The sequence below is a fragment of the Corallococcus sp. bb12-1 genome (genome assembly GCF_026626765.1).
Lineage (GTDB): Bacteria > Myxococcota > Myxococcia > Myxococcales > Myxococcaceae > Corallococcus > Corallococcus terminator.
In genome coordinates, this window is record NZ_JAPNJZ010000002.1 from 339,351 (window position 1) to 358,523 (window position 19,173).

Genomic DNA, 19,173 nt, shown 5'->3' on the forward strand with positions numbered 1-19,173 from the left:
AGGAGCGAGGACCGATGTCTCGTTTTGGCGTGGAACCGAAACCCCCGTGGCGCCAGCTACCCGAGGGCGTCCGCCAGTCTGCGGAAGGCCTGCTGGGCACGCGCGTGGCGCACGCCGCCCGCGTCTACGGCGGCTATTCCCCTTCCGCGACCTACCGGCTGCGACTGGATGACGGACAACGGGTCTTCTTCAAGGGCATGGGCGGCGCCATGGCGGACGACTACATGACGCGTTCCATCCACGCCGAGGAGCAGACGTACCGGCGGTTGGATCCGTTCATCACCCCCTGGGCCCCGCACTTCCTCGGCGCCTTCACGAGCGACGGCTGGCACGTGCTGCTGATGGAGGACCTGGGCCGGTCCACCGTTCCGCCCTGGAGCCCCGCGAAGCTGCGGGCCGCGGCGCGCAGCTTCGCCGCGTTCCACCAGCACAACATCCGGCGGCGCCTGCCGCGCTGGCTGCCCGAGCAGGGCTGGCGCAAGTTCGCCACCCCGTGGGAGCAACTCGCCACGGGCCCCGGTGGCCTGCATGCTCCGGCGGTGCTCGCGGGTCGGCAGGCCGCGCGCGCCCGGCGCTGGCTGTCGGAGTGCGTGCCCGTGCTCGGCGCGTCCGCCGCGCGCCTGGCCCGGCCCGTGCGCCATAGGACGCTGCTGCACCTGGACACGCGTTCGGACAACGTGCGGCTCACCGGCGACCAGCTGCGCATCTTCGACTGGAACCTGGCCAGCGCGGGCCCCGCGGAGTTCGACGCCGCCATGCTCGCCGGCTCTATTGCCGCGGAGCCGGGCCCCGCGCCGGAGCGGTTCATCCAGGCCTATGCGCAGGTGCTGCCGCTCGACGCGCCGCTGCTGGCCGCCTGCGTCTCCGGCCTGGCGGGCTACTTCTGTGCCTCCGCCTGGCGCCCGCCCATGCCCCACCTGCCGCGCCTGCGCGAGGGCCAGAAGCGCCACCTCAAGGCCTTCGTCGCCTGGGCCGCCCGCCTGCACAACCTGCCGGAGCCCGGCTGGCTCGACGCCCTCCGCATCGACCCGCCTGCCCCTCTGCCCGCGCGCCCTTCCCGGAAGGCGGCGCGGCTTCCCGGGGCAGGGGGCCTCTGATAGGGTCGAGCCCTGGAGCAGGCCGGTCGCACCAGGGCCCCTCCTGGAGGCAGGACACTCGCCCCCGCCCACCCCGGCGACGTGACTGCGGTGCCCTCCGGCGGGTCCTTGGCCCGCTCGAGATGTCGGGGCGCGGTTCCAGGACGTGAGGGCCCCTCGCGGGCGGTCTTCTCCCGAGCCGTGGACTTCGGATGGAGACGATGAAAACTGCACTGACAAGGGCTGAAATCGGGGAGCGGGTCGCGAAGCTGTCCTCCGCGTGGCCGGGATACGACGTGGTCCGCGACTGCATGGCCGCCTGGCCCGACGCGGGCTTCTATCTCATCGGCGGCTCGGTCCGGAACGTCGTCCTCGGCCTGCCGGAGACGAAGGACATGGACGTCCTCATCGACGCGTCCACGATGGAGCCCCTGAAGGCGGGGCTCGCGGGGCACGGCCTCTTGAAGGTGGGCCCCTTCGGCAACTTCGCTTGGTATCCACATCCCGGCGAGCGCTGGTGCTGGGAGTTCCAGCTCGTCTGCCGGATGACCACGGGCGTCTGGCAGTGCGAGGACATCGGCGACGTGTGCAACGGCGTGGACTCCACGAGCAACGCCATCGCCTATGACATGCGCACCGGGGAGATCATCGACCCGCAGAACGGCATCCGGGACATGAACCGGCGCATCCTCCGGGGCGTGCGCTTCGACCGGCGCGAGGAGTTCATCTGCGACGACCAGATTCCCTACCCGGCGACGGTCTGGTTCCGCAACCTGCACTACGCCACCACCCTGGGGCTGGAGATCGAACCCGTCACGAAGGGGTGGATCCGCGAGAAGCGGCACTACAAGCAGTACCTGGATTTCTTCTCCTCCACCTTCTTCGTCCCGAAGATCGATCCGCGCCTCTACCCGGAGGAGGGCTGAAGCCCCACCGCCGTGAGCGCCAGCACCGCCGTGAGCGCCAGCACCGCCGTCAGCCTCAGCCCTCCGCGCAACAAGTGGTTGGTCGCGCTCTCCGTCTCGTTGGGGACGCTGCTGGCGACGTTCAGCTCCTCGATGCTCAACATCGCGCTGCCCCACCTGCGGGGCAGCCTGGGGGCGTCGCTCCAGGAGATCACCTGGGTCATCGCGAGCTTCTCCACCGCCAACATCTGCATCATGCCGCTCACCGGCTTCCTCAGCCGGCGCTACGGGCAGAAGCGGGTCTACGTGGCTTCGCTCTGCGTCTTCCTGGCGAGTTCCCTGCTGTGCGGGCTGACGCGCAGCCTGCCGCTGCTGGTCATCCTCCGGGCGTTCCAGGGCGCGGGGGCCGGAGCGCTCCTGCCCACGGAGCAGGCGCTGCTCCAGCAGACCTTCCCGCCCTCGCAGCAGGGCGTTGCCATCGCCATCGCGTCCATGACGGTGCTTCTGGGGCCCGCGCTGGGGCCCACCATCGGCGGCATCCTGGTGGATCAGCTGAGCTGGCCCTGGGTCTTCTTCGTGAACCTGCCCGTGGGCCTGCTGGGGCTGTTCATGGTCGTCTCGTTCGTCCACGTGCCAGAGGAGGCGCGCAAGGCCTCGCTGCCGGCCAACGCGTCCGCCCAAGGCGTGGACTGGTGGGGCATCATCCTGCTTCCACTGAGCCTGACGGGCCTCCAGCTGCTCCTGGCCAAGGGCAACGAGTGGGGGTGGGCGGAGCCCGTGAGCCTGCTCGTCGGCATGGGCACCGTGCTGGGGCTGCTCGTGTTCATCCTCTGGGAGCTGAAGGCGAGCGCCCCCGCGGTGCATCTGCGGCTGTTCGAGGAGCCGACCTTCCTCACCGGCACGGTGCTGGCGGGTGTGCTGTACGCCATGCTGATGGCCAGCCAGTACCTCTTCCCCATCTTCATGCAGGAGATGCTGGGCTTCACCGCGACCCAGGCGGCCGTCACCCTGCTGTCGCGGGTGGCTGTCTCCGCCATCGCCACGCCGCTGCTCGGCCGGTACTACAACATCCTGCCGCCGCACCTGGTGCTGGCCGTGGGCGCGATGGCCTTCGGCGTGAGCTGCCTGGAGATGAGCACGTTCACGCTGCAGACGAGCCCCGCGCACATCTCCGCGGTGGTGGCGCTCCAGGGCTTCGGCTTCAGCGGCATCGGCGTGACGCTGACGACGCTGACGCTCAGCCGCGTCCCCATCCATCAGAAGGTCGACGCCAGCGGCCTGCACACGGTGGTGCGGCACGCGTGCGGCTCGCTGGGGCTGGCCTTCTTCGCCATGCTGCTGACGCATGACACGCTGGTCTCACGGGCCGCGCTCGTTCCCAGCCTCCAGGAGGGGCGCGCGCCGGTGGTGGACTTCCTCCAGGCGGAGGGTGCCCGGCTGGCGGGCACGGGGCTGGAGCCCGGAGCGGTGAGCGGGCTCGCCCTGCGGACGCTGGATCAGACCGTCACGACCCAGGCTATGCTGCTGGCCTTCGAGAAACTCTTCCTGATGCTGGGCGTGCTCTTCCTGTGCGCCATTCCCCTCAGCCTGCTTCTGCGTCCCAGGGCGAGCCCCCGGCCGAGATGACCCCCGCGATGAAAGACTCCTCCGCCCCCGCGACGGCCGTCGAGGCCCCCAGCGTCGTCCCGGCCGCCCCCGCACCCGCCCCCGCGCGTCCCGGGCCCCGGGGCTCGCCCACGGTCCTGCTCGTGATGATCGGCTTGGTGCTGGCATCCGCGGCGGCGCTGGGCATCCGCACCCTGCTCCAGGCGGGCACGGAGCGGACGGAGGACGCCACCCTCACCTCGGACATCGTGGCGCTGTCGGCGCGCGCGAGCGGCGAGGTGGCCCGCGTGTTCGTGCAGGAGAACCAGCAGGTGCGCAAGGGCGAGGTGCTCGTGGAGTTGGATGAGCGCCTCGCCAACCTGGAGGTCGCGCGGGCCGAGGCCCGCCTCGCCCTGGTCCAGGCCCAGCAGCAGGCCGCCACCTCCGCGCCGGGCGGTGGGCGGCCGGAGCTGGCCGCCGCGCAGTTCGAGGAAGCGCGCCAGGCGGTGGAGAAGGCCCGGCTGCAGCGCTCGTTCCTGAAGGTCGTGGCCCCGCGCGACGGCATGGTGGCCCGGCTGGCGGCGCGAGAGGGGCAGTTCATCGGAGAGGGGCAGCGGCTGCTGCAACTCGTGCCTCCGCCCCGGGTGGTGATCGCCAACTTCAAGGAGACGCAGATCCGCCACCTGCGGCCAGGCCAGCGGGTGACCATCCTCGTGGACGCCTACGCGGAGCAGCCCCTGCAAGGCAAGGTCGTCAGCCTCGCCGGGGGGACCAACGCCAGCTTCGCGCTGCTGCCGCCCAACAACGCCTCGGGAAACTTCGTGAAGGTGGTGCAGCGCGTGCCGGTGCGCATCGCGCTGGATGCGCCCCCGCTCGTGGCGATGCCGACGGGCCTCTCCGTGGAGGTCATCGTCGACACGAACTGAGCTGGAGCGCGGGACGGGGCGGCGCTCTGCTCGGAGGGTCGGGCGCTACTTCAGCCACCACTCGACTTCGGGTTCGTCGGGCCTCAGGGGTTTGAGGTAGCGCAGGGCCTCGAAGGACTGCTGCATGATGGCGCTGTCGTAGCGGCGGCCCTGCTCGCGGAAGCGGGCGCGGATCTGCTCGCGCTTGACGGGCTGGGTCTCCTCGCGGGGGATGTTGAACTCGCGGAAGGACTCCTCGGGCTGCAGCAGGATGAAGGTGCCCTGCGCGCCGTAGCTGTCGCGGGAGCTGTGCTCCCCGTAGAGCGGCGAGAAGACGATGATGAAGAGGCGCACGCCGTTGAACTCGAACTGCCACTCGGTGGACTTCACTTGGCGCTCGAAGATGCGCGTGCCCGTAGGGTCCATCTGGTTGAGTTGCACGAGAAAGCGGTGGAAGTTCGCGGCCAGGGTCTCCAGGTCCGGGTACAGGTCCGGGTCCGCCACCTCCACGATGAAGCCGTCCAGCGTCTCCCACCGCTGCAGTTGGGTGAAGCGCTCCAGGTAGGGGGCGAACCACCGCGCGTTCTGCTCGACGCTGGCGCCCACCTGCCAGTCAGGCGCGCCCCACACCTTGGCTCGGGGCGCGAAGGGGCACAGGGTGCGCGTCTGGATGGGATTGAAGCGGGAGAGCACCGGGGCCAGCGTGGGGTCGAAGCGCTGGCGCGCGGCGGGAGCGCTCACGGGGGCCCGCGTCGACAGAGGCTGCTCTGGCAGGGCGTTCATCAGGGAGGACACCAGGGTCTGGCCCCCTGCGGCGCGCAGCAGGTGCACGTGCAGGTCGGAGATGTGCTGGCCCAGGGGGGAGAGCTGCCGTGGTTCCGGCGGGACGTCCACGCCCTCGTAGGCGTTCACGGTCCGCGCGATGTGGCCCGCCAGCGACACCAGGCCCTCGCGCCAGGTGGAGGACTGGACCGCCTGCGCCGGATCGGGGGCCTCCGTGCCCGGGAGCTTGTTGTAGGCCTGGGCCCACTCGTAGAGGTTGATGCTGTACTGGTTCGCGATGCAGGTGGAGGTGACGAAGAGTTCCAGAAGCTCCTCCTTCACGCGCCCCACCTCCTCCCCGCCGCGCGCCGCGACCTCCTTGAGGTCCGCGGTCTTTTCGATGAGGCGCGCCACGGAGGAAAGCACTGGCAGGTAGCCCCCCTTCGCCTTGTTCTGCTCATGCACCGCGTTCTGGACTTTCCTGATGAACATATTTTGCTTCTCTCTCGCGCAAGTCCTCGAAATACCCCTGTCCAGCCCTTTCTGGAGCTTCTGGGGGAGCAGGGCTGATTATCTTGCAAGAGCCATTTTCGTGACAGCCCCCTATAACGGAAATCCAGCATGTCACCGGACTCACGCATCTGATGGGTTGCCCCTGGCACATCCATGAGGGGCGGGTGCGGCAATCCCATGCATGCCTTGGTAACACCTTTCCAGACGCCGGTCATTGACAGGCATTTTCATCCGCTTCTCCTCGCGTAAGCGTTCACGGGGTGGTGCTCGCCTGAGGGGGGCAGTCGGGCTGCGAACGGTGGGCCTCCCCCCCTCGACGTGAGCCGGAGGCGGATTGGAAATGCTGGGACGTGGCCACGCTCGACCCGAGAGATGCGCGAATCGCGGAGCAGGACGCCCGCATCGCGGAGTTGGGGGCGCGGCTGCGGATCACCTCTCGCAACGCCTCGAAGCCCCCCTCCTCGGATCCGCTTGGCACGCCGCCGAGGAAGTCAAAGCCGACCGGCCGGAGGCCCAGAGGCCAGCCCGGCCATAATGACCGCAAGCGCGAGTTGCTGCCGCCGGACCGGGTGGGTGAGGTCGTCGAGGTACCCGCACTGGAGCGCTGCGCGTGCTGCACCGGGCCGCTGCTTCGGCTGCAAGAGGTGCCGCCCACGCAGGTCCACCAGGTGGTGGAGTTGCCGCGCATCGTGCCCGAGGTGAAGCAGTACGAACTGCACGCGGGTTGGTGCGCCGACTGCGATGCCTGGCGCTGCGCACCGCTGCCGCAGGGCGTACCCGAGGGCAACTTCGGGCCGCGCCTGACGGGCTTCATCGCGCTTTGCACCGGACGCTTCCGTTTGTCAGAGCGGCTGGTGCAGGAGTTGGTGGAGGACGTGCTGAGCGTGGAACTCTGGCTCGGTAGCGTCAGCAACCTTGAGCAGGCGGTGAGCAGCGCTCTGGCGGCTCCGGTGGACAAGGCACGCGCGTACGTCCAGACGCAGCCGGCCGTGCATCAGGACGAAACCGGCTGGTAGCAGAAGCACACACGCGTCTGGCTATGGGTGGCCAGCACCGCTGGCCGTGGCGGTCTTCCTCATCGTCAAGAGTCACAACAAGGCCGTGGCCCCGACCATGCTGGGAAAGGACTTCGGGGGCACGCTCATCTCCGACCGGTGGTGTGGCTACAACTGGGTGCACGTCCTGAAACGGCAGGTCTGCTGGGCGCATCTGGTGCGCGAATTCGAAGGCTTCGTCGAACACGGAGGGGAGGCGAAGCGGCTGGCCGAGGCTGCGGAGGTGTGCCCGAAGACGGTGGCCGGCACGGCCCGGCAAATCCTCAAACTCAAGGTCGCCCTCTGGACGTTTGTCTATACCGAGGGCGTCGGGCCCACCAACAACGTCGCGGACAGGGACCTGCGCCATGCTGTCATCTGGCGCAAGACGAGCTTCGGCACCCAGAGCGAGGACGGCAGCCCCTTCGTCGAACGCATCCTCACCACCGTGATGATCCTCAGGAAGCAGGAGCGCACGGTCCATCGCGCTGAAGCCCACCCCCTTGTCAGCAAGGACAGACAATCCACGGGGGCTTCATGCGTCCGGCACCACTTCCCGTACCCAGCGCGAGACCCTCCAGCAGGAGACCTATCGGAGCGTGGGTGCGACCCCGAACCCCATCCACCACACCGTGGGCGGATGCCAGGAGCGAGCGCTTCGCCTCGTCCTCGGATTCACGGAGGGCCACATCCAGCTTCATGCCGAGCACGAGGCGCGTCACGCCCTCCTCGAAAGCATCCCGAGCGATCTCCACCGGGCGGGTCTCCGAGGGGCGGTAGACGATGGGTGGCTTCCCCCGGCCGGTATCGAGCACCACCGTCCGCGTCGTCGCACAGCCCATGCATCCCAACAGCAGCAGCGCCACCACACCCTGAAGCTTCATCCGGCTGCTCCCGCTCCACGGCTTGCTGGACACCCACGAGTTCCCATGGAGTCCACCGTATCCGAAAGGCGCTGGAGCTTTCGCCCCAGCGCCTTCCCGACGCACGTCCTACTGGAGGATGCGGCGCATCCTCGGCGGATGAAGCTGTCCCGCCTTGATGGCCGGGGTCACCCGCTTCGACTTGAGCGCTGCCTGGTTGGCAGGGGGCAGTCCCTGCGCCAGTCCGAAGATGAAGCTGAAGTCAGACGCAATGCCAGACGGGCCCTGGATGGTGGCGCTCGCATGACAGACGATGCAGTTGCTCGCCCTCGCTCCCTGACCGAAGTCCGCCGTCTGCTGGATGTACGTCTCCATCGTCGTGTTCGCGATGGGGAGGCTTCCCGACGGCGTCGGCGCCGCGAAGGGCAGGGGCGCCTTTTTCGGCTTCGTGGGACTGGGGCTGGGCCCAGTGGACCACAGCGTGTTCACCAGCAGGTAGTTCTCCCAGACGGATCCAGGGTAGGCCTGCCGCAGGTGCTGCTGGACCGTGGCCGTCACCTCGGCCGCCGTCTTGTCGATGGGCGTCAGCCGCGTCACCTGCACCGCCGACGGCGCCGGACACCCATCACCGATGAAGTACGGAGGCGGCGTGTTGGGCGTGCAGCCCACCGTCACCTGCGTGGCCCCACCGTCCGCCGAACAGTTCGCCGGCACCGACAGCGTGCGCGGCTGGCATTGGGAATTGTAGAAGTTCCACTGCGTAGAGCCCGCGTCCGCGTTGTGGTTCGGCGCGTTGTCCACGTGCTCGAAGGTGGACCAGATCAACGTCGGCTGGCTCTGCGTCGCGTGGATGATGTGCAACCCCACCAACGCCACCGTCGCCGCACGGCACTTCTGCGTGGAGGGATCCAACACCACCGCGGGCGCCAGCTTGTAGCGGTTCCACCGGGCATCCGTCGGCGTGGAGACCTCCATCCACGCCGACTTCGTCTCGATGGCGCCAAGGGTGTTCGGCTGGAATGACCCCTGCGGCAGCACCAGCGCCACCCCCGCGTCCGCCTGCGCCATCTGGTTGGCCGCGTTGTAGAGCCCCGCGTCCACCACGTAGTCGAACTCCGGCTGGCTGATGCGCACGTCGTACCAGACGTTCGTGCCGTTCTGCGCCCCCAGCCACGCGGGCCCGCTGAAGGGAAAGGCCTGCGCGCTGCTGTTCGGGTCGAACTGCTCCGCGAACTTCGACGCCACCGTCAGCGCCAGCCGTCCCTTCGCCTCCACCCGCGTCAGCCCCGCCTCCGCCAGACACGCCGGATCCACCTGGGGCGCCGTTCCCCACGCGGGCGGTGGGCCGCCGTCCGGAAGGAACACCTGCGCCACGTCCATCCACGTCTGCCATTGCACCGCGCCCAGGTCCCCGGCCGTGCCGAAGCCCGCGTCCACCCCCCCGTCCATGGAGGCGGAGGGCCAGTTCAACGCGATGAACTGCTGCCAGGCGAAACAGTCCGCGTCCACCTGGCTGGACACCTGGCTGAAGTCGGGCGGGATGTCCGGTCCGAACTGGAGGGTCTGCGTGTTGCCACACGAGAAGCTCGAAGGCACGGCGGCCCCGGGCGCTTCGGCGACGCGTGGCGTGGCGGCCTCCTCGCGGACCGGGCCCGGTTCGGAGGAGGGTGCATTCTTGAGACAGCCCGCTGTCAGGGACAGCACGGCCACCAGCGACAGCGCTGGAGGAATTCTGGAAAGGGTCATGGGGTCCCTGGCTCAGGCCGGCACGACGTGGATCGCGGCGGGGAACCCCACCGACTGCGCCTGGCCGTTGTTGGTGACCCACAGGCTCCGCTGGCCGGGGAGCGCGTGCGGGGACACATCGACGGTCACCAGGAGAGCGGCCACCGGGGCGGGATAGGTATTGCCCGGCACCGCGTACGTGATGCTCGCCTGACTCACCACCCTCGCGGTGACGCCATCCCCGAAGGACACCGCGGGGAAGCCGCTCCCGGACAGCGTGTCCGCGGTGACGACCAGCTGCACATTGGTCTGGCCTGGCTTGACCCTGGGCGCGATGAGCGTGCTGTTGCTCGCCAGGTTCATCTCCACGCCCATCACATTGGACACCTGGGTGCCCACCAGCGCGTAGAACACGCTGGCGTGGAAGATCTGCAGCGGCTGGGCGAGCACCGTCGGCGGCGTGGCCACGCAGGACTGCACCGGGGCCGTGTCCGTCTGCTTCAGGCCCGCGCCGGTGATCTGCATCAGGAACGTCTGCGCCACCTGAGCGGCCCACTGGATCTTCTGTCCGTTGATGGTGAGGTCCGACACCGTGTACGGCTTGGAGGCGGGCACCTGGAAGCTGGCGTGCAGGATGTAGTTTCCGGGCATCTTGCGACCCTGCTCATCGTGCATCGCCGCCTGGCCCCGCACGATGGTCCAGAACGTCGACGGGTCGGTCCCGTCCGGCGACTGGTAGTTGAAGCCCGGGAAGTCCGGCGTCTGGATGTAGAGGCCGGGCGGGTTGGCCAGCGTGGCCTTCATCGCGCCCTGCGCGGGGTTGGGCGGCGCGACCAGCTGGTTGATGCTCTGGCCGATGTGCGGATCGCTGTTGCGCGCGGGCTGGCCGTACTGAGCGCAGCAGATGAGCGCCTGCGCGTTGCCGTTGCCACCCGGACGCGGCACCGTGGCGGCGGAGCCCAGGCCAATCTCCGTCTGGATGGTGTTGGGCGTGCTCGTCAGGTGCATGGCGCCGCCCTGCGTGGCGCTGGAGACCGGACCGCTGTTCCACTTGTTCAGCGGGTTGTACGCGGGCTTTCCGGTGGATGGATCCACGACGGGCGTCCTCCGCGACGGATCCACCAGGTACAGGTCCGCCAGTTGGATCTGCGGCTTGCCGAGCGTGCTCCGGTACAGCTCCAGCACCCGCTCGGGGCTCACCGCCCAGAGCGAGTTCCAGTACTCCGGGTTCTCGCAGGTGAAGTCGATGCGGACGATGTTGCCGTTCGCGTCACGCTCGACGCTCCACTCGCAGTACTCGTCCTGCCAGCCGCGCGGGCCGTAGGGGCCGTAGTTCGACACGGCCGCCGTGCAGGGATTGGTGATCTGGGGCAGGGAGGAGAAGGGCGTGCCATCCACCGTCTTGCCCGTGTCGCCCAGCGCCAGCAGGTCGTTCGTGGACAGCTCCAGGCCCTTGACGTTGTTCGAACCGTTGCCCTCGCCGTAATAGAAGTCGAGCCGCCCGGGGAACGCGTTCCACTGGATGGGCTGGTACACCACGTTCGTGGGGTCCGTCGTCACCGGGTTGAAGTACCAGCTGTTGTTCGCCGCGTTCAGGCTGTTCCACGGGTTGCCGGTGATGCCCTGCTGCGTGAAACCCGTGAGGTTGAACGACCACTGTTCGTCGAGCTGTTTCTGAAGCGTGGCATTCTGCGGGAAGTCAATCTGGTTCGCGGGCGTCAGGAAGCGCCGGACGATGTCAGCGGTCTGGGACGAAAGCATGACAGAGGCTCCTTGCAGGGACGGACCTCCCGAGAGCGGAAGGCAGACGCCGCGTCTGCAAGACAGACACCACGGGTACGAATGCCACGTCTTCCAAACAACCTCAGAGGAGACGTAAGGGGAAACCGAGCCCTGGGTCGAAAGGGATTGCGTCCTCGGGAGACGGGATTGCGTCCCCTGGGAAGGCGAACCGACGCGTCAGGATGGACCCTGACGCGTCAATGTGACCCATCCGAGAAGGGCTGCACTTCGGCCTGGGCCAGGCGCACGTTCTCGAAGGGGGCCGGACGCAACATGCGCGTGGTGAGCACCAGTGCCAGGAAGATGGCGCTGGTGCTGAGGGCCACGAAGCGCAGGCCCGCGCGGTCCGCCAGCGCGCCCTGAAACCAGACACCCAGCGAATAGCCCGCGCCCAACACCATGCTGTAGAGGCTGCCCATGCGCGCCTGCAGTTCGCGCGGCACGCGGTTCTGGCAGGACGCGCTCAGGCTGCTCATCAGCACGAGGTAGTTGGCGCCCAGGAAGAAGATACACACCGCGGCCACCTGGAGCGTGGGCGCCAGCCAGTAGATGCCGGACAGCACCGCGATGGACGTCGCCGCGTAGCCGCGCAGCCGGCGCTGGCCGAACGTCTCCGCGAGCGTGCCCACGCCCAGCGCCGCCGTCACCGCGCCCGCGCCCTGGCAGGTCACCAGCAGCGACGTCGCCGCCGCGCCCTGGCCCAACTCCCGGATGGCGAACACCGGCACCAGTCCGATGAAGGGCGCCACCAGCGCCGCCACGAAGAAGGTGGCCACCAGCACCAGGGAGATGTCCTCGTCGTCGCGCGCCACGGTGACGCCGCGCCGGATGCCGGCCCAGAGCGGTTCGCGCTTCACCGCCGGGTCCCGGGGACGGGGCACCACGCGGGAGAGCGCCACCAGCACCGCGAAGAACGACAGCGTGTTCGCGAGCAGGGCCCAGGCGGGTCCGCTCACCTGCAACGTCAGCGCGGCCAGCGTGGGCCCCAGGATGCGCCCCAGGTTGAACTGCGCCGAGTTGAGGCTCGTGGACAGGTGCAGCTCATCCGGCGGCACCAGCTCCGCCAGGAGCGCGCCGAAGGCCGGGTAGGTGAGCGTGCTCACGCACCCGCTCAGGAACGAGATGAGGCCGATGACGGGCACCGACAGCTGCCCCCGGAACGCCAGCACCGTCAGGATGCCCGCCAGCGCCGCCTGCAGCACCGCGCCGAGCGCCGCGTACGCGCGCCGGTCGAAGCGGTCCGCCAGTGCCCCGCCCAGTGGCGCCAGGATGACGGCGGGCAGGAAGGACAGCGCGACGATGGCGCCCGTGGATTCGGCGCGGCCGGTCGTCTGCGTGACGTACACGCCCATCGCCACCGTCTCCATCCAGGTGCCGATGTTGGAGATGAGCGCTCCCATCCACACCGCGAAGTAGCCGGGGTGTTCAAAGGGGCGCAGCGAGGCAAGTCGGTGGGTCGAAGACACGGCGGCTTTTCTCTTAGCGCACGGCGTGACGGCGCGCCCGGCACGGCGCGGCACGCTTGGAGTCGCAATGAAGAGGACGGCAGTCCAGGCAGCAGCCCGGCTTCAACGAGGCGCGCATTCCGTGGCAGCGACGCGCGGGACGTGACGGTCCGGACACGCGCTCGGCGTGTTCCGGGTCACCCACGGAACCTGGAGTCCGTGGGTGGGGGTGCGGCGTTGTCGGGAAGGGGCGGGCGGTGCGCTACGGCGCGGAGCCGGCGGCCGTCACCGGGGCCTGTCGCGGAGACAGGCGGCCGTCGTCAGCGATGCGGGCGCCCGTGTCGGGGAAGTCCTCCTGGGAGAGCTTGCGCACCAGGGAGACGACGTTTCCGGCCGGGTCCGGTTGGGTGATGCCTTCGCCCACCTGCTTCGTGGGGAGGATGCGGCCGTTGGAGAAGCGGCCCTGGCTGTCCAGCTCCACCTCCAGGACCATGCCCAGGCCCTGGGGACCCTTGAGGTTGAAGCGGCCGTAGGTGGCGAAGTTGCCCATCGAGTAGGCGATGAGGTGGCCCTGGTAGAACTCCATGGCTCGCGCGACGTGCGGTCCATGGCCGAGCACCAGGTGCGCGCCCGCGTCCACCACCGCGTGGGTGAAGACGCGCAGGTCGCCTCGGTCCTCGCCGAAGAACATCTCCTTGCCCTGGGGCACGTGCAGGGCCTTGCCGCCCTCGGCGCCGCCGTGGAAGGAGACGACGACGATGTCGTGCGTGGCGGCCACCTGCTTCACCAGCGCGGTGGCGTTGGGCAGGTTGTTCAGGTGGTTGCACCCGGCCGACGTGTGGAAGGCCACGAGGCCGATCTTCAGGCCGTTGCGCTCCATCGTGGCCACGCTGCCCGGCGGCCCGCTCCAGGCGATGCCCAGCGCGTCCAGGGTGGACTCAGTGGCGCGGCGGCACTCCTCGCCGAAGTCACCGGAGTGGTTGTTCGCGGTGGAGACGACGTCCACGCCCGCGTCCTTGATGTACTGGCCGAACGAGGTGGGGGAGCGGAACGCGTAGCAGTTGGCGGGCGAACGGCACTTGGTGGTGCGGCCGGTGTCGCACAGCGGGCCTTCCAGGTTGACGAAGGTGAGGTCCGCGTCCTCCAGCAGCGGGCGCACGCTGGCGATGACGCTGGCGCCACCTTCGGGGGGCAGGTAGCCCTCTGGCACGGTGGTGCCGAGCATCAGGTCCCCGGTGGCGCGGATGCGCACCTTCGCGCCCGGGGGCGGGGGAGGGCGGGGCGGGCCGTCCACGGGCTGCGCGAGTCGGGCCTGGAGCGCGGCCTGGCTGCGTGCCTGGGTGAGCGCGCCTTCCAGGTCGGGCTGATCCGGCTTGAGCGCTCGCACCTGCGTCCACTGCGTGAGCGTTTCCGACCAGCGGCCATCGAGGGAGTAGGCCCAGCCCAGCTCCCAGCGGCAGTCGGCGCGGGAGGGCGCGGCCTGGACGCACGCGGACAGCTCCGCGATGGCGGTGGGGCCGTCCTTGGACTTGAGGGCTTCCACGCCCCGGGCGTAGTGCGCGTCCGGGTCACCCACGGCGATGAGGCCGGGCGCGGTGCCGGACTTCTCATGCATCGCCACGGCGGCGGCGCGCAGGGCCGCGACACTGGCGTCCACGGCGATGCGGCCTGCTTCGGAGAGGGTGGTGGTGGACGAGGGCGTCGCGGCCTGCGCGGAGCCGGTGCTCGTGGCGGAAGGAGTTGCTGCCCGCGCGGAGGCAGTGCCCGTCGCGGGCGTCGTGTTCGACGGCGCGCCCGGAGCCGGTGCGGAGGCAGGCGCCGCCATGCCGGCGGGCATCCTCATCGAGACGGCCGAGGCCGTGCCGTTCGCGAAGGTCACACCGGAGGAGGCCGTGCGCGGCGCGACGCCCGCGACCTGCACGATGCCCTTATTGCCAGACATCGGCGCGGCCACCGCAAGCGCGGAGGAAGAATCCTTTGCGACGGCTTTCACGGAGGCGAGGCCCGCGTTCGTGAGCTGCGCGGAGCCCATCACGGCCGTACGCTGACCGTTCGCCACGGCCTTCACGGACGCGAGACCCGCTGCATCGAGCGTCCGCGTCCCCGCGAACGCCTCACGCGCTACCCCCATCACCGACGCGACACCGGCCGCGCCGAGCTGCTCGGCACCCACGTTCCGGATGACGGAGCGCACGGAGGCGGTGCCCGCGTCGAGGAGGAGCGCGGTGCTGGGACGCTCGGCTGTGGAGAAGTTGGGGACAGACGCGGCGGGCGCGGCGAGCGCCAGCATCAACAGGACGGACGGGGCCATGGCCCGCGCATCTTACGGCAAGGTGACGGGACGAGGGCGGCACCGCTAAAGCCGGCTCGAAAGCAGCCGAGCAGGCGACACCCCCACCTCCCTTCCAGCGCCCACCCCCGTCCTTCGCCGGACAGGGCCTACCCCAGCGCGTCGAGCAGCACCGACCCCCGGCGCTGGCGCGGCAGCAAGCGGAAGTGCCTCAACTCCTTGCGCTTCACCCGCTGCTCCAGCGCGCTGTGCAGCGACAGCCGCCCCGGCCCGCGCATCAACGTCCCCAGGGCGATCGCGATGAGGGCCACGTTGAACTCGTACCCGCCCTTGGTGATGTCGAAGCCGTTCTTGCCGTGCACCTTCGCGATGGCCACCGCCTGCGTCACGATGACCGACAGCGCCGTGAACCGCGTCGCGATGCCCAGGATGGAGCTCACCCCCGCCACCAGCTCCGTGATGCCGGTGGCCAGCACCCACGGACGTCCCGGCTTGAACCCGAGCTGCTCGAACATGCCCGCGTGCTGTTCGGCGCCTCCCTTCTTCAGCTTCGCCAGGCCGTGCTGGATCATCGTCGCGCCCAATGACAGACGCGGAGGCAGCAGCGCGGCCGACTTCAACAGCGACGGTTGTTCATTCAGCATCGTCACGTTCATGGGTGCTCTCCTCGTCCGGGACGCACGCGTCCGGTGGGTGAAGTGCCCCTTACGTTGTGACGCGTCCGCCCTTCCGGCCCGGACGCCCGCCGGGCCCGTGGCTCGGCGGGCAGGCACTCAACCCCCGGCCCGCTCCGCCAGCGGCACGTCCATCAGCGCCGCCACCTCCGCGCCGTAGCCTCCGGGCCCCTCCCCGTGGACGATCAACGGAGGCCGCACCGACAGTCCCCGGTCCTGGTCCCGCAGCGCCTGCACCAGGAAGCGCGTCGCCGGGGCGTCCACCCGCGCATGCACCATTCGCAGCACCCGGGGAAACAGCCTCGCCCCGGTCAGCAACCCCAGCACCTCCGCGAGCCGCGCCGCCGGATACACCAGGCTCACGCCCCCGCCCGGACGTAGCGCATGCCTCGCCGCGGCGACCACCGCTTCGGCATCACACGCAACCTCCGACTTGGACATGGCCCGCTCCTCGTCCGGGCTCACCACCCCCGCCTGGGCCTTGCGGAACGGGGGATTCGACACCACCTGCCCGTAGCCTCCGGACACCAACAGCGTGCGCGCCTGTCGCAGGTCCCCGAGCACCGGCCGCACCCGCCCTTCACACCCGTTGAGCGCCACCGCGCGCGTCAGCCGTGCGTGCACCCCGGGCTGCAACTCCAGCGCGTCCACCGGCCCCTCGGCGCTGAACTGCTTCACCAGCAGCAGCGACACCACGCCACTGCCCGCGCCCAGCTCCAGCACCGGCCCGGACAGCTCCCGCCCCTCCGTGGCCGCGAAGTGCGCCAGCAGCACCGCGTCCACCGTGAAGCGGTAGCCCGTTCGACGCTGGAACACCCGCACGTCCGCGGTGCCAATGGAGTCCAGCATCTCGTCGTCCCGTGGGTCGGGCACCGTCACGTCAGCGCGCGCCGTGCATCCGCTCGGCCACGTCCAGCACGCGCGCCTCGCAGGAGACGTGGTCCAGGTGGCTGGCTTCCACGAGCCCCGTGGGGCTGGTGACGTTCACCTCCGTGAGGTAGTCGCCCAGCACGTCGATGCCCACCAGGATGAGCCCCTTCTCCTGGAGCGCCGGCTTGAGGCGCTGGCAGATGTGCAGGTCGCGCGCGGTGATCTCCGCCTTCATCGGCGTGCCACCCGCGGCCATGTTGCCCCGGTGGTCCGCGTCCGACGGCACTCGCAGCACCGCGCCCACCGGGTCGCCGTCCACCAGGATGATGCGCTTGTCGCCCAGGCGGCTCTCCGGCACGTAGGCCTGCGCGAGGATGGGCTCCTTCCCGCCCTGCGTCAGCAGCTCCACCATCGAGCGCGCGTTGCGGTCCCCGGGCGCCAGGAACAGGATGCCCTTGCCGCCGAACCCGTCGATGGGCTTGAGGATGGTGCCCTTCTCGTTCCGGGCCGCGAAGTCCATCACCACCGACAGCTCGCTCGTCACGCGCGTCTCCGGCATCAGGTCCGGGAAGTTCAGCGTGAAGAGCTTCTCGTTCGCGTCGCGGATGCCCGACGGGTTGTTGATGAACACCGGCGAGCGCTCCGGACACAGCTCCACCAACTGCGTCGCGTGCAGATAGTTCGCGTCCACCGGCGGGTCCTTGCGCAGGAAGAGCACGTCCAGCTTCGACAGGGGACGCACCTCCTCGCTCAACACGTCGAAGTGCCGGCCGGGCTCGCGCCGCACCTTCACCTGGCGCATGCGGGCCTCCGCGCACCGGCCGTTGAAGCGCAACCACCCCTGCTCGAAATAGTAGACGTCGTGCCCGCGCCGCTGGGCCTCCAGCATCAGCGAGAACGTCGTGTCGTGGTCCACCCGCACGCTCTCGAGCGGGTCCATCAGGAAGCCAAGGGAGAACGCCATGAGGCGGGAGGATAGCGGACCCCTTCCGGCCATGCCGCTCATTCCCATGCCCCTCCGTCCGCGTCGCGACGCAAGACAGTGGGGCAGGGGAGCGGCGCTTCAGCGACCGGGCAGCTCCTTCAACTTGAGGTTGAGGCGCACCGGCTTGCCCGCCTCCACCGGCACGGAGAGCACGCGGCGCTTCTTGTCCTCGCCCACCAGTATCAAATCGGTCTGCCCCACCGGAAACGCGCGCTTCACCAGCGGCGTGCTCCCCAGGGACTTGTTGTTGAGGAACACCTGCGCGGGCTCGTCCAGGAAGAGCGTCACCTCGCCCCGGCCGCGCTTGCCCCGGCCGCCACGGGGTTCATCCCGGCTGGGGTCCCGGTCCCGGACCTTGTCCTTGTCGTCCACCACCACCATCACACCCGCGTCCGGAGTGGTCGTCCTCGGCGACGGAATGGGGATGGCCACCATGGGGCCAATGCCGATGGGCGTGGGGAGCTCCTGCTCCTCCTGCTCCAGCAGCTTCGTGAGCCGGAAGGCCCCATAGGCCCCGCCCATCAACACCGCCAGCATCCCCACGGCCCACACGGCGCCCAGCTTGGAGCGCTTCACCGGGGGTGCGGTGTCGGCGCTGGAGGCCTCGTCCTCCCGCATCCGGGCGACCTCCGCCTTCTTGCGCGCCTCCACGACGCTCAGGGCGTCCGCCTTGCGCTCCGGCAGATAGGGGCCGTCGTCCTTCTGCAGCGCGCGCTTCGCCGACGCCATCACCTGGCTGCTCGTCGTCACGTCCGCGCTCTCCAGCAGCGAGCGCGTGGCGGCCATGCGTTCGGAGAAGAGGCTCTTCATCAGGGCCGCGCGCTGTTCGGCGTCCATCAGCTTCGTGCCCGCCGCCTTCTCGATGGCGCGCGCCATGTCCCGGCCGGACGCGTACCGGCGGTCCACGTTGCGCTCCAGGGCGCGCATCACCACGCGTGAGATGTCCTCGGAGATGTGCGGCAGCAGCACGGACGGCCACGGGATGGGATCCTCGAGGATCTTCACCATCTCATCGCGTTCCGTCTTGCCGGCGAACAGCCGCTCGCCGGTGATGAGCTCGTGCAGCACGACGCCGACGGAGAACAGGTCGCTCCTTCCATCCAGCGGATCGCCGCGCACCTGCTCCGGGGACATGTAGCCGGTGGTGCCCTTCACCGTGCCCACGTGAGTGCGCTCCAGGCTGTTCTTCGCCTTGGCGATGCCGAAGTCGAGCAGCTTCACGGTGCCGTCGTACGTCACCATGATGTTCTTCTGCGCCACGTCGCGGTGGATGACGGGGCTGGGCTGGCCGCCGGGCGACGTGAAGACGTGCGCGTAGTGCAGCGCCAGGCACACGTCGCGCGCCACCGACAGCGTGAAGCCCAGCGGCACCGGCTGGCGCTTCCTCAGGCACGCGCTCGTCACCTGGTTGAGGTTCTGCCCGCCGATGAACTCCATGGCCAGGTAGAGCCCGTCGTCCTCCTCCCCCAGGTCGAACACCTGCGCGATGTTCGGGTGGTTGAAGGCCGCGGTGATGCGCGCTTCGTCCAGGAACATGCGGACGAACTGCTCATTCGACCGCGCGTCCGGGAGGATGCGCTTGATGACCACGTACTTGCGGAAGCCGCCCGGACCGGACGTGTAGCCCAGGAACAGCTCCGCCATGCCGCCCACGGTCAACTGCGTGAGCACCTCGTACTTCCCGATGCGCTCGCCCCGATGGAAATCGATGAGGTCATCCTCCAGCGCCCCGGACCGGCGCGCCCGCATCAAGAGAAACG

At 69.5% G+C, this 19,173-nt stretch carries 15 protein-coding genes and 1 pseudogene; 6 read left to right on the forward strand and 10 right to left on the reverse strand.

Annotation, left to right across the window (positions count from 1 at the left end):
- Positions 1-14: 14 nt before the first annotated feature.
- The 4 genes from OV208_RS07330 to OV208_RS07345 all read left to right on the forward strand — a co-directional run bounded on the left by OV208_RS07330 (position 15) and on the right by OV208_RS07345 (position 4,491).
- On the forward strand, positions 15-1,097 hold the full coding sequence (locus OV208_RS07330; RefSeq protein WP_267573098.1) for a phosphotransferase: 1,083 nt from the start codon (positions 15-17) through the stop codon (positions 1,095-1,097).
- A 200-nt stretch (positions 1,098-1,297) separates the two neighbouring features.
- The gene (locus OV208_RS07335) at positions 1,298-2,002 is read left to right on the forward strand and encodes a hypothetical protein (protein WP_267573099.1); all 705 of its coding nucleotides are present in this window, start codon (positions 1,298-1,300) and stop codon (positions 2,000-2,002) included.
- 12 nt (positions 2,003-2,014) lie between these two features.
- A complete protein-coding gene (locus OV208_RS07340) occupies positions 2,015-3,607 on the forward strand; it encodes a DHA2 family efflux MFS transporter permease subunit (protein ID WP_267573100.1) in 1,593 nt (530 codons plus the stop codon).
- A gap of 8 nt (positions 3,608-3,615) precedes the next feature.
- The gene (locus OV208_RS07345) at positions 3,616-4,491 is read left to right on the forward strand and encodes an HlyD family secretion protein (RefSeq protein WP_267573101.1); all 876 of its coding nucleotides are present in this window, start codon (positions 3,616-3,618) and stop codon (positions 4,489-4,491) included.
- Between the two features lie 45 nt (positions 4,492-4,536).
- Here the strand turns inward: OV208_RS07345 and OV208_RS07350 are convergent, their stop codons facing one another.
- On the reverse strand, positions 4,537-5,724 hold the full coding sequence (locus OV208_RS07350) for a YqcI/YcgG family protein (protein WP_267573102.1): 1,188 nt from the start codon (positions 5,722-5,724) through the stop codon (positions 4,537-4,539).
- Between the two features lie 371 nt (positions 5,725-6,095).
- Between OV208_RS07350 and OV208_RS07355 the strand changes: the two genes are divergently transcribed.
- Together OV208_RS07355 and OV208_RS41330 are read left to right on the forward strand one after the other, a co-directional pair.
- Positions 6,096-6,761: a DUF6444 domain-containing protein gene (locus OV208_RS07355; RefSeq protein WP_267573103.1), complete on the forward strand. Its 666-nt coding sequence runs from the start codon at positions 6,096-6,098 to the stop codon at positions 6,759-6,761.
- A gap of 46 nt (positions 6,762-6,807) precedes the next feature.
- Positions 6,808-6,981: pseudogene (locus tag OV208_RS41330) on the forward strand (IS66 family transposase); the annotation flags it as partial.
- Between the two features lie 304 nt (positions 6,982-7,285).
- Here OV208_RS41330 and OV208_RS07360 read toward each other — a convergent pair.
- The 9 genes from OV208_RS07360 to OV208_RS07400 form a co-directional block, all read right to left on the reverse strand.
- Complete coding sequence (locus tag OV208_RS07360; RefSeq protein ID WP_267573104.1) at positions 7,286-7,663, reverse strand: hypothetical protein; 378 nt, start codon at positions 7,661-7,663, stop codon at positions 7,286-7,288.
- 108 nt (positions 7,664-7,771) lie between these two features.
- Complete coding sequence (locus OV208_RS07365) at positions 7,772-9,388, reverse strand: cytochrome c family protein (RefSeq protein ID WP_267573105.1); 1,617 nt, start codon at positions 9,386-9,388, stop codon at positions 7,772-7,774.
- 12 nt (positions 9,389-9,400) lie between these two features.
- A complete protein-coding gene (locus tag OV208_RS07370) occupies positions 9,401-11,128 on the reverse strand; it encodes a hypothetical protein (protein ID WP_267573106.1) in 1,728 nt (575 codons plus the stop codon).
- A 218-nt stretch (positions 11,129-11,346) separates the two neighbouring features.
- A complete protein-coding gene (locus tag OV208_RS07375) occupies positions 11,347-12,615 on the reverse strand; it encodes an MFS transporter (protein WP_267573107.1) in 1,269 nt (422 codons plus the stop codon).
- 241 nt (positions 12,616-12,856) lie between these two features.
- Positions 12,857-14,905, reverse strand: a complete 2,049-nt coding sequence (locus OV208_RS07380) for a CapA family protein (protein WP_267573108.1) — start codon at positions 14,903-14,905, stop codon at positions 12,857-12,859.
- Between the two features lie 128 nt (positions 14,906-15,033).
- Positions 15,034-15,540, reverse strand: a complete 507-nt coding sequence (locus tag OV208_RS07385; protein WP_267573109.1) for a DoxX family protein — start codon at positions 15,538-15,540, stop codon at positions 15,034-15,036.
- Between the two features lie 117 nt (positions 15,541-15,657).
- Positions 15,658-16,407: a tRNA1(Val) (adenine(37)-N6)-methyltransferase gene (locus OV208_RS07390; RefSeq protein ID WP_267573179.1), complete on the reverse strand. Its 750-nt coding sequence runs from the start codon at positions 16,405-16,407 to the stop codon at positions 15,658-15,660.
- Positions 16,408-16,438: 31 nt separating this feature from the next.
- Positions 16,439-17,392 carry a glutathione synthase gene (gene gshB, locus OV208_RS07395; protein WP_267573110.1) on the reverse strand — a complete coding sequence of 318 codons (954 nt, stop codon included), beginning with the start codon at positions 17,390-17,392 and terminating at the stop codon, positions 16,439-16,441.
- 99 nt (positions 17,393-17,491) lie between these two features.
- The gene (locus OV208_RS07400) at positions 17,492-19,162 is read right to left on the reverse strand and encodes a serine/threonine protein kinase (protein ID WP_267573111.1); all 1,671 of its coding nucleotides are present in this window, start codon (positions 19,160-19,162) and stop codon (positions 17,492-17,494) included.
- Positions 19,163-19,173 lie beyond the last annotated feature (11 nt).

Bases quoted from the DNA above. Each gene is read 5' to 3' on its own strand.
- OV208_RS07330 (WP_267573098.1), top strand. From the start codon at position 15: ATGTCTCGTTTTGGCGTGGAACCGAAACCCCCGTGGCGCCAGCTACCC.
- OV208_RS07335 (WP_267573099.1), top strand. From the start codon at position 1,298: ATGAAAACTGCACTGACAAGGGCTGAAATCGGGGAGCGGGTCGCGAAG.
- OV208_RS07345 (WP_267573101.1), top strand. From the start codon at position 3,616: ATGAAAGACTCCTCCGCCCCCGCGACGGCCGTCGAGGCCCCCAGCGTC.
- OV208_RS07350 (WP_267573102.1), bottom strand. From the start codon at position 5,724: ATGTTCATCAGGAAAGTCCAGAACGCGGTGCATGAGCAGAACAAGGCG.
- OV208_RS07360 (WP_267573104.1), bottom strand. From the start codon at position 7,663: ATGAAGCTTCAGGGTGTGGTGGCGCTGCTGCTGTTGGGATGCATGGGC.
- OV208_RS07365 (WP_267573105.1), bottom strand. From the start codon at position 9,388: ATGACCCTTTCCAGAATTCCTCCAGCGCTGTCGCTGGTGGCCGTGCTG.
- OV208_RS07370 (WP_267573106.1), bottom strand. From the start codon at position 11,128: ATGCTTTCGTCCCAGACCGCTGACATCGTCCGGCGCTTCCTGACGCCC.
- OV208_RS07380 (WP_267573108.1), bottom strand. From the start codon at position 14,905: ATGGCCCCGTCCGTCCTGTTGATGCTGGCGCTCGCCGCGCCCGCCGCG.
- OV208_RS07385 (WP_267573109.1), bottom strand. From the start codon at position 15,540: ATGAACGTGACGATGCTGAATGAACAACCGTCGCTGTTGAAGTCGGCC.
- OV208_RS07390 (WP_267573179.1), bottom strand. From the start codon at position 16,407: ATGCTGGACTCCATTGGCACCGCGGACGTGCGGGTGTTCCAGCGTCGA.
- gshB (WP_267573110.1), bottom strand. From the start codon at position 17,392: ATGGCGTTCTCCCTTGGCTTCCTGATGGACCCGCTCGAGAGCGTGCGG.
- OV208_RS07400 (WP_267573111.1), bottom strand. From the start codon at position 19,162: ATGCGGGCGCGCCGGTCCGGGGCGCTGGAGGATGACCTCATCGATTTC.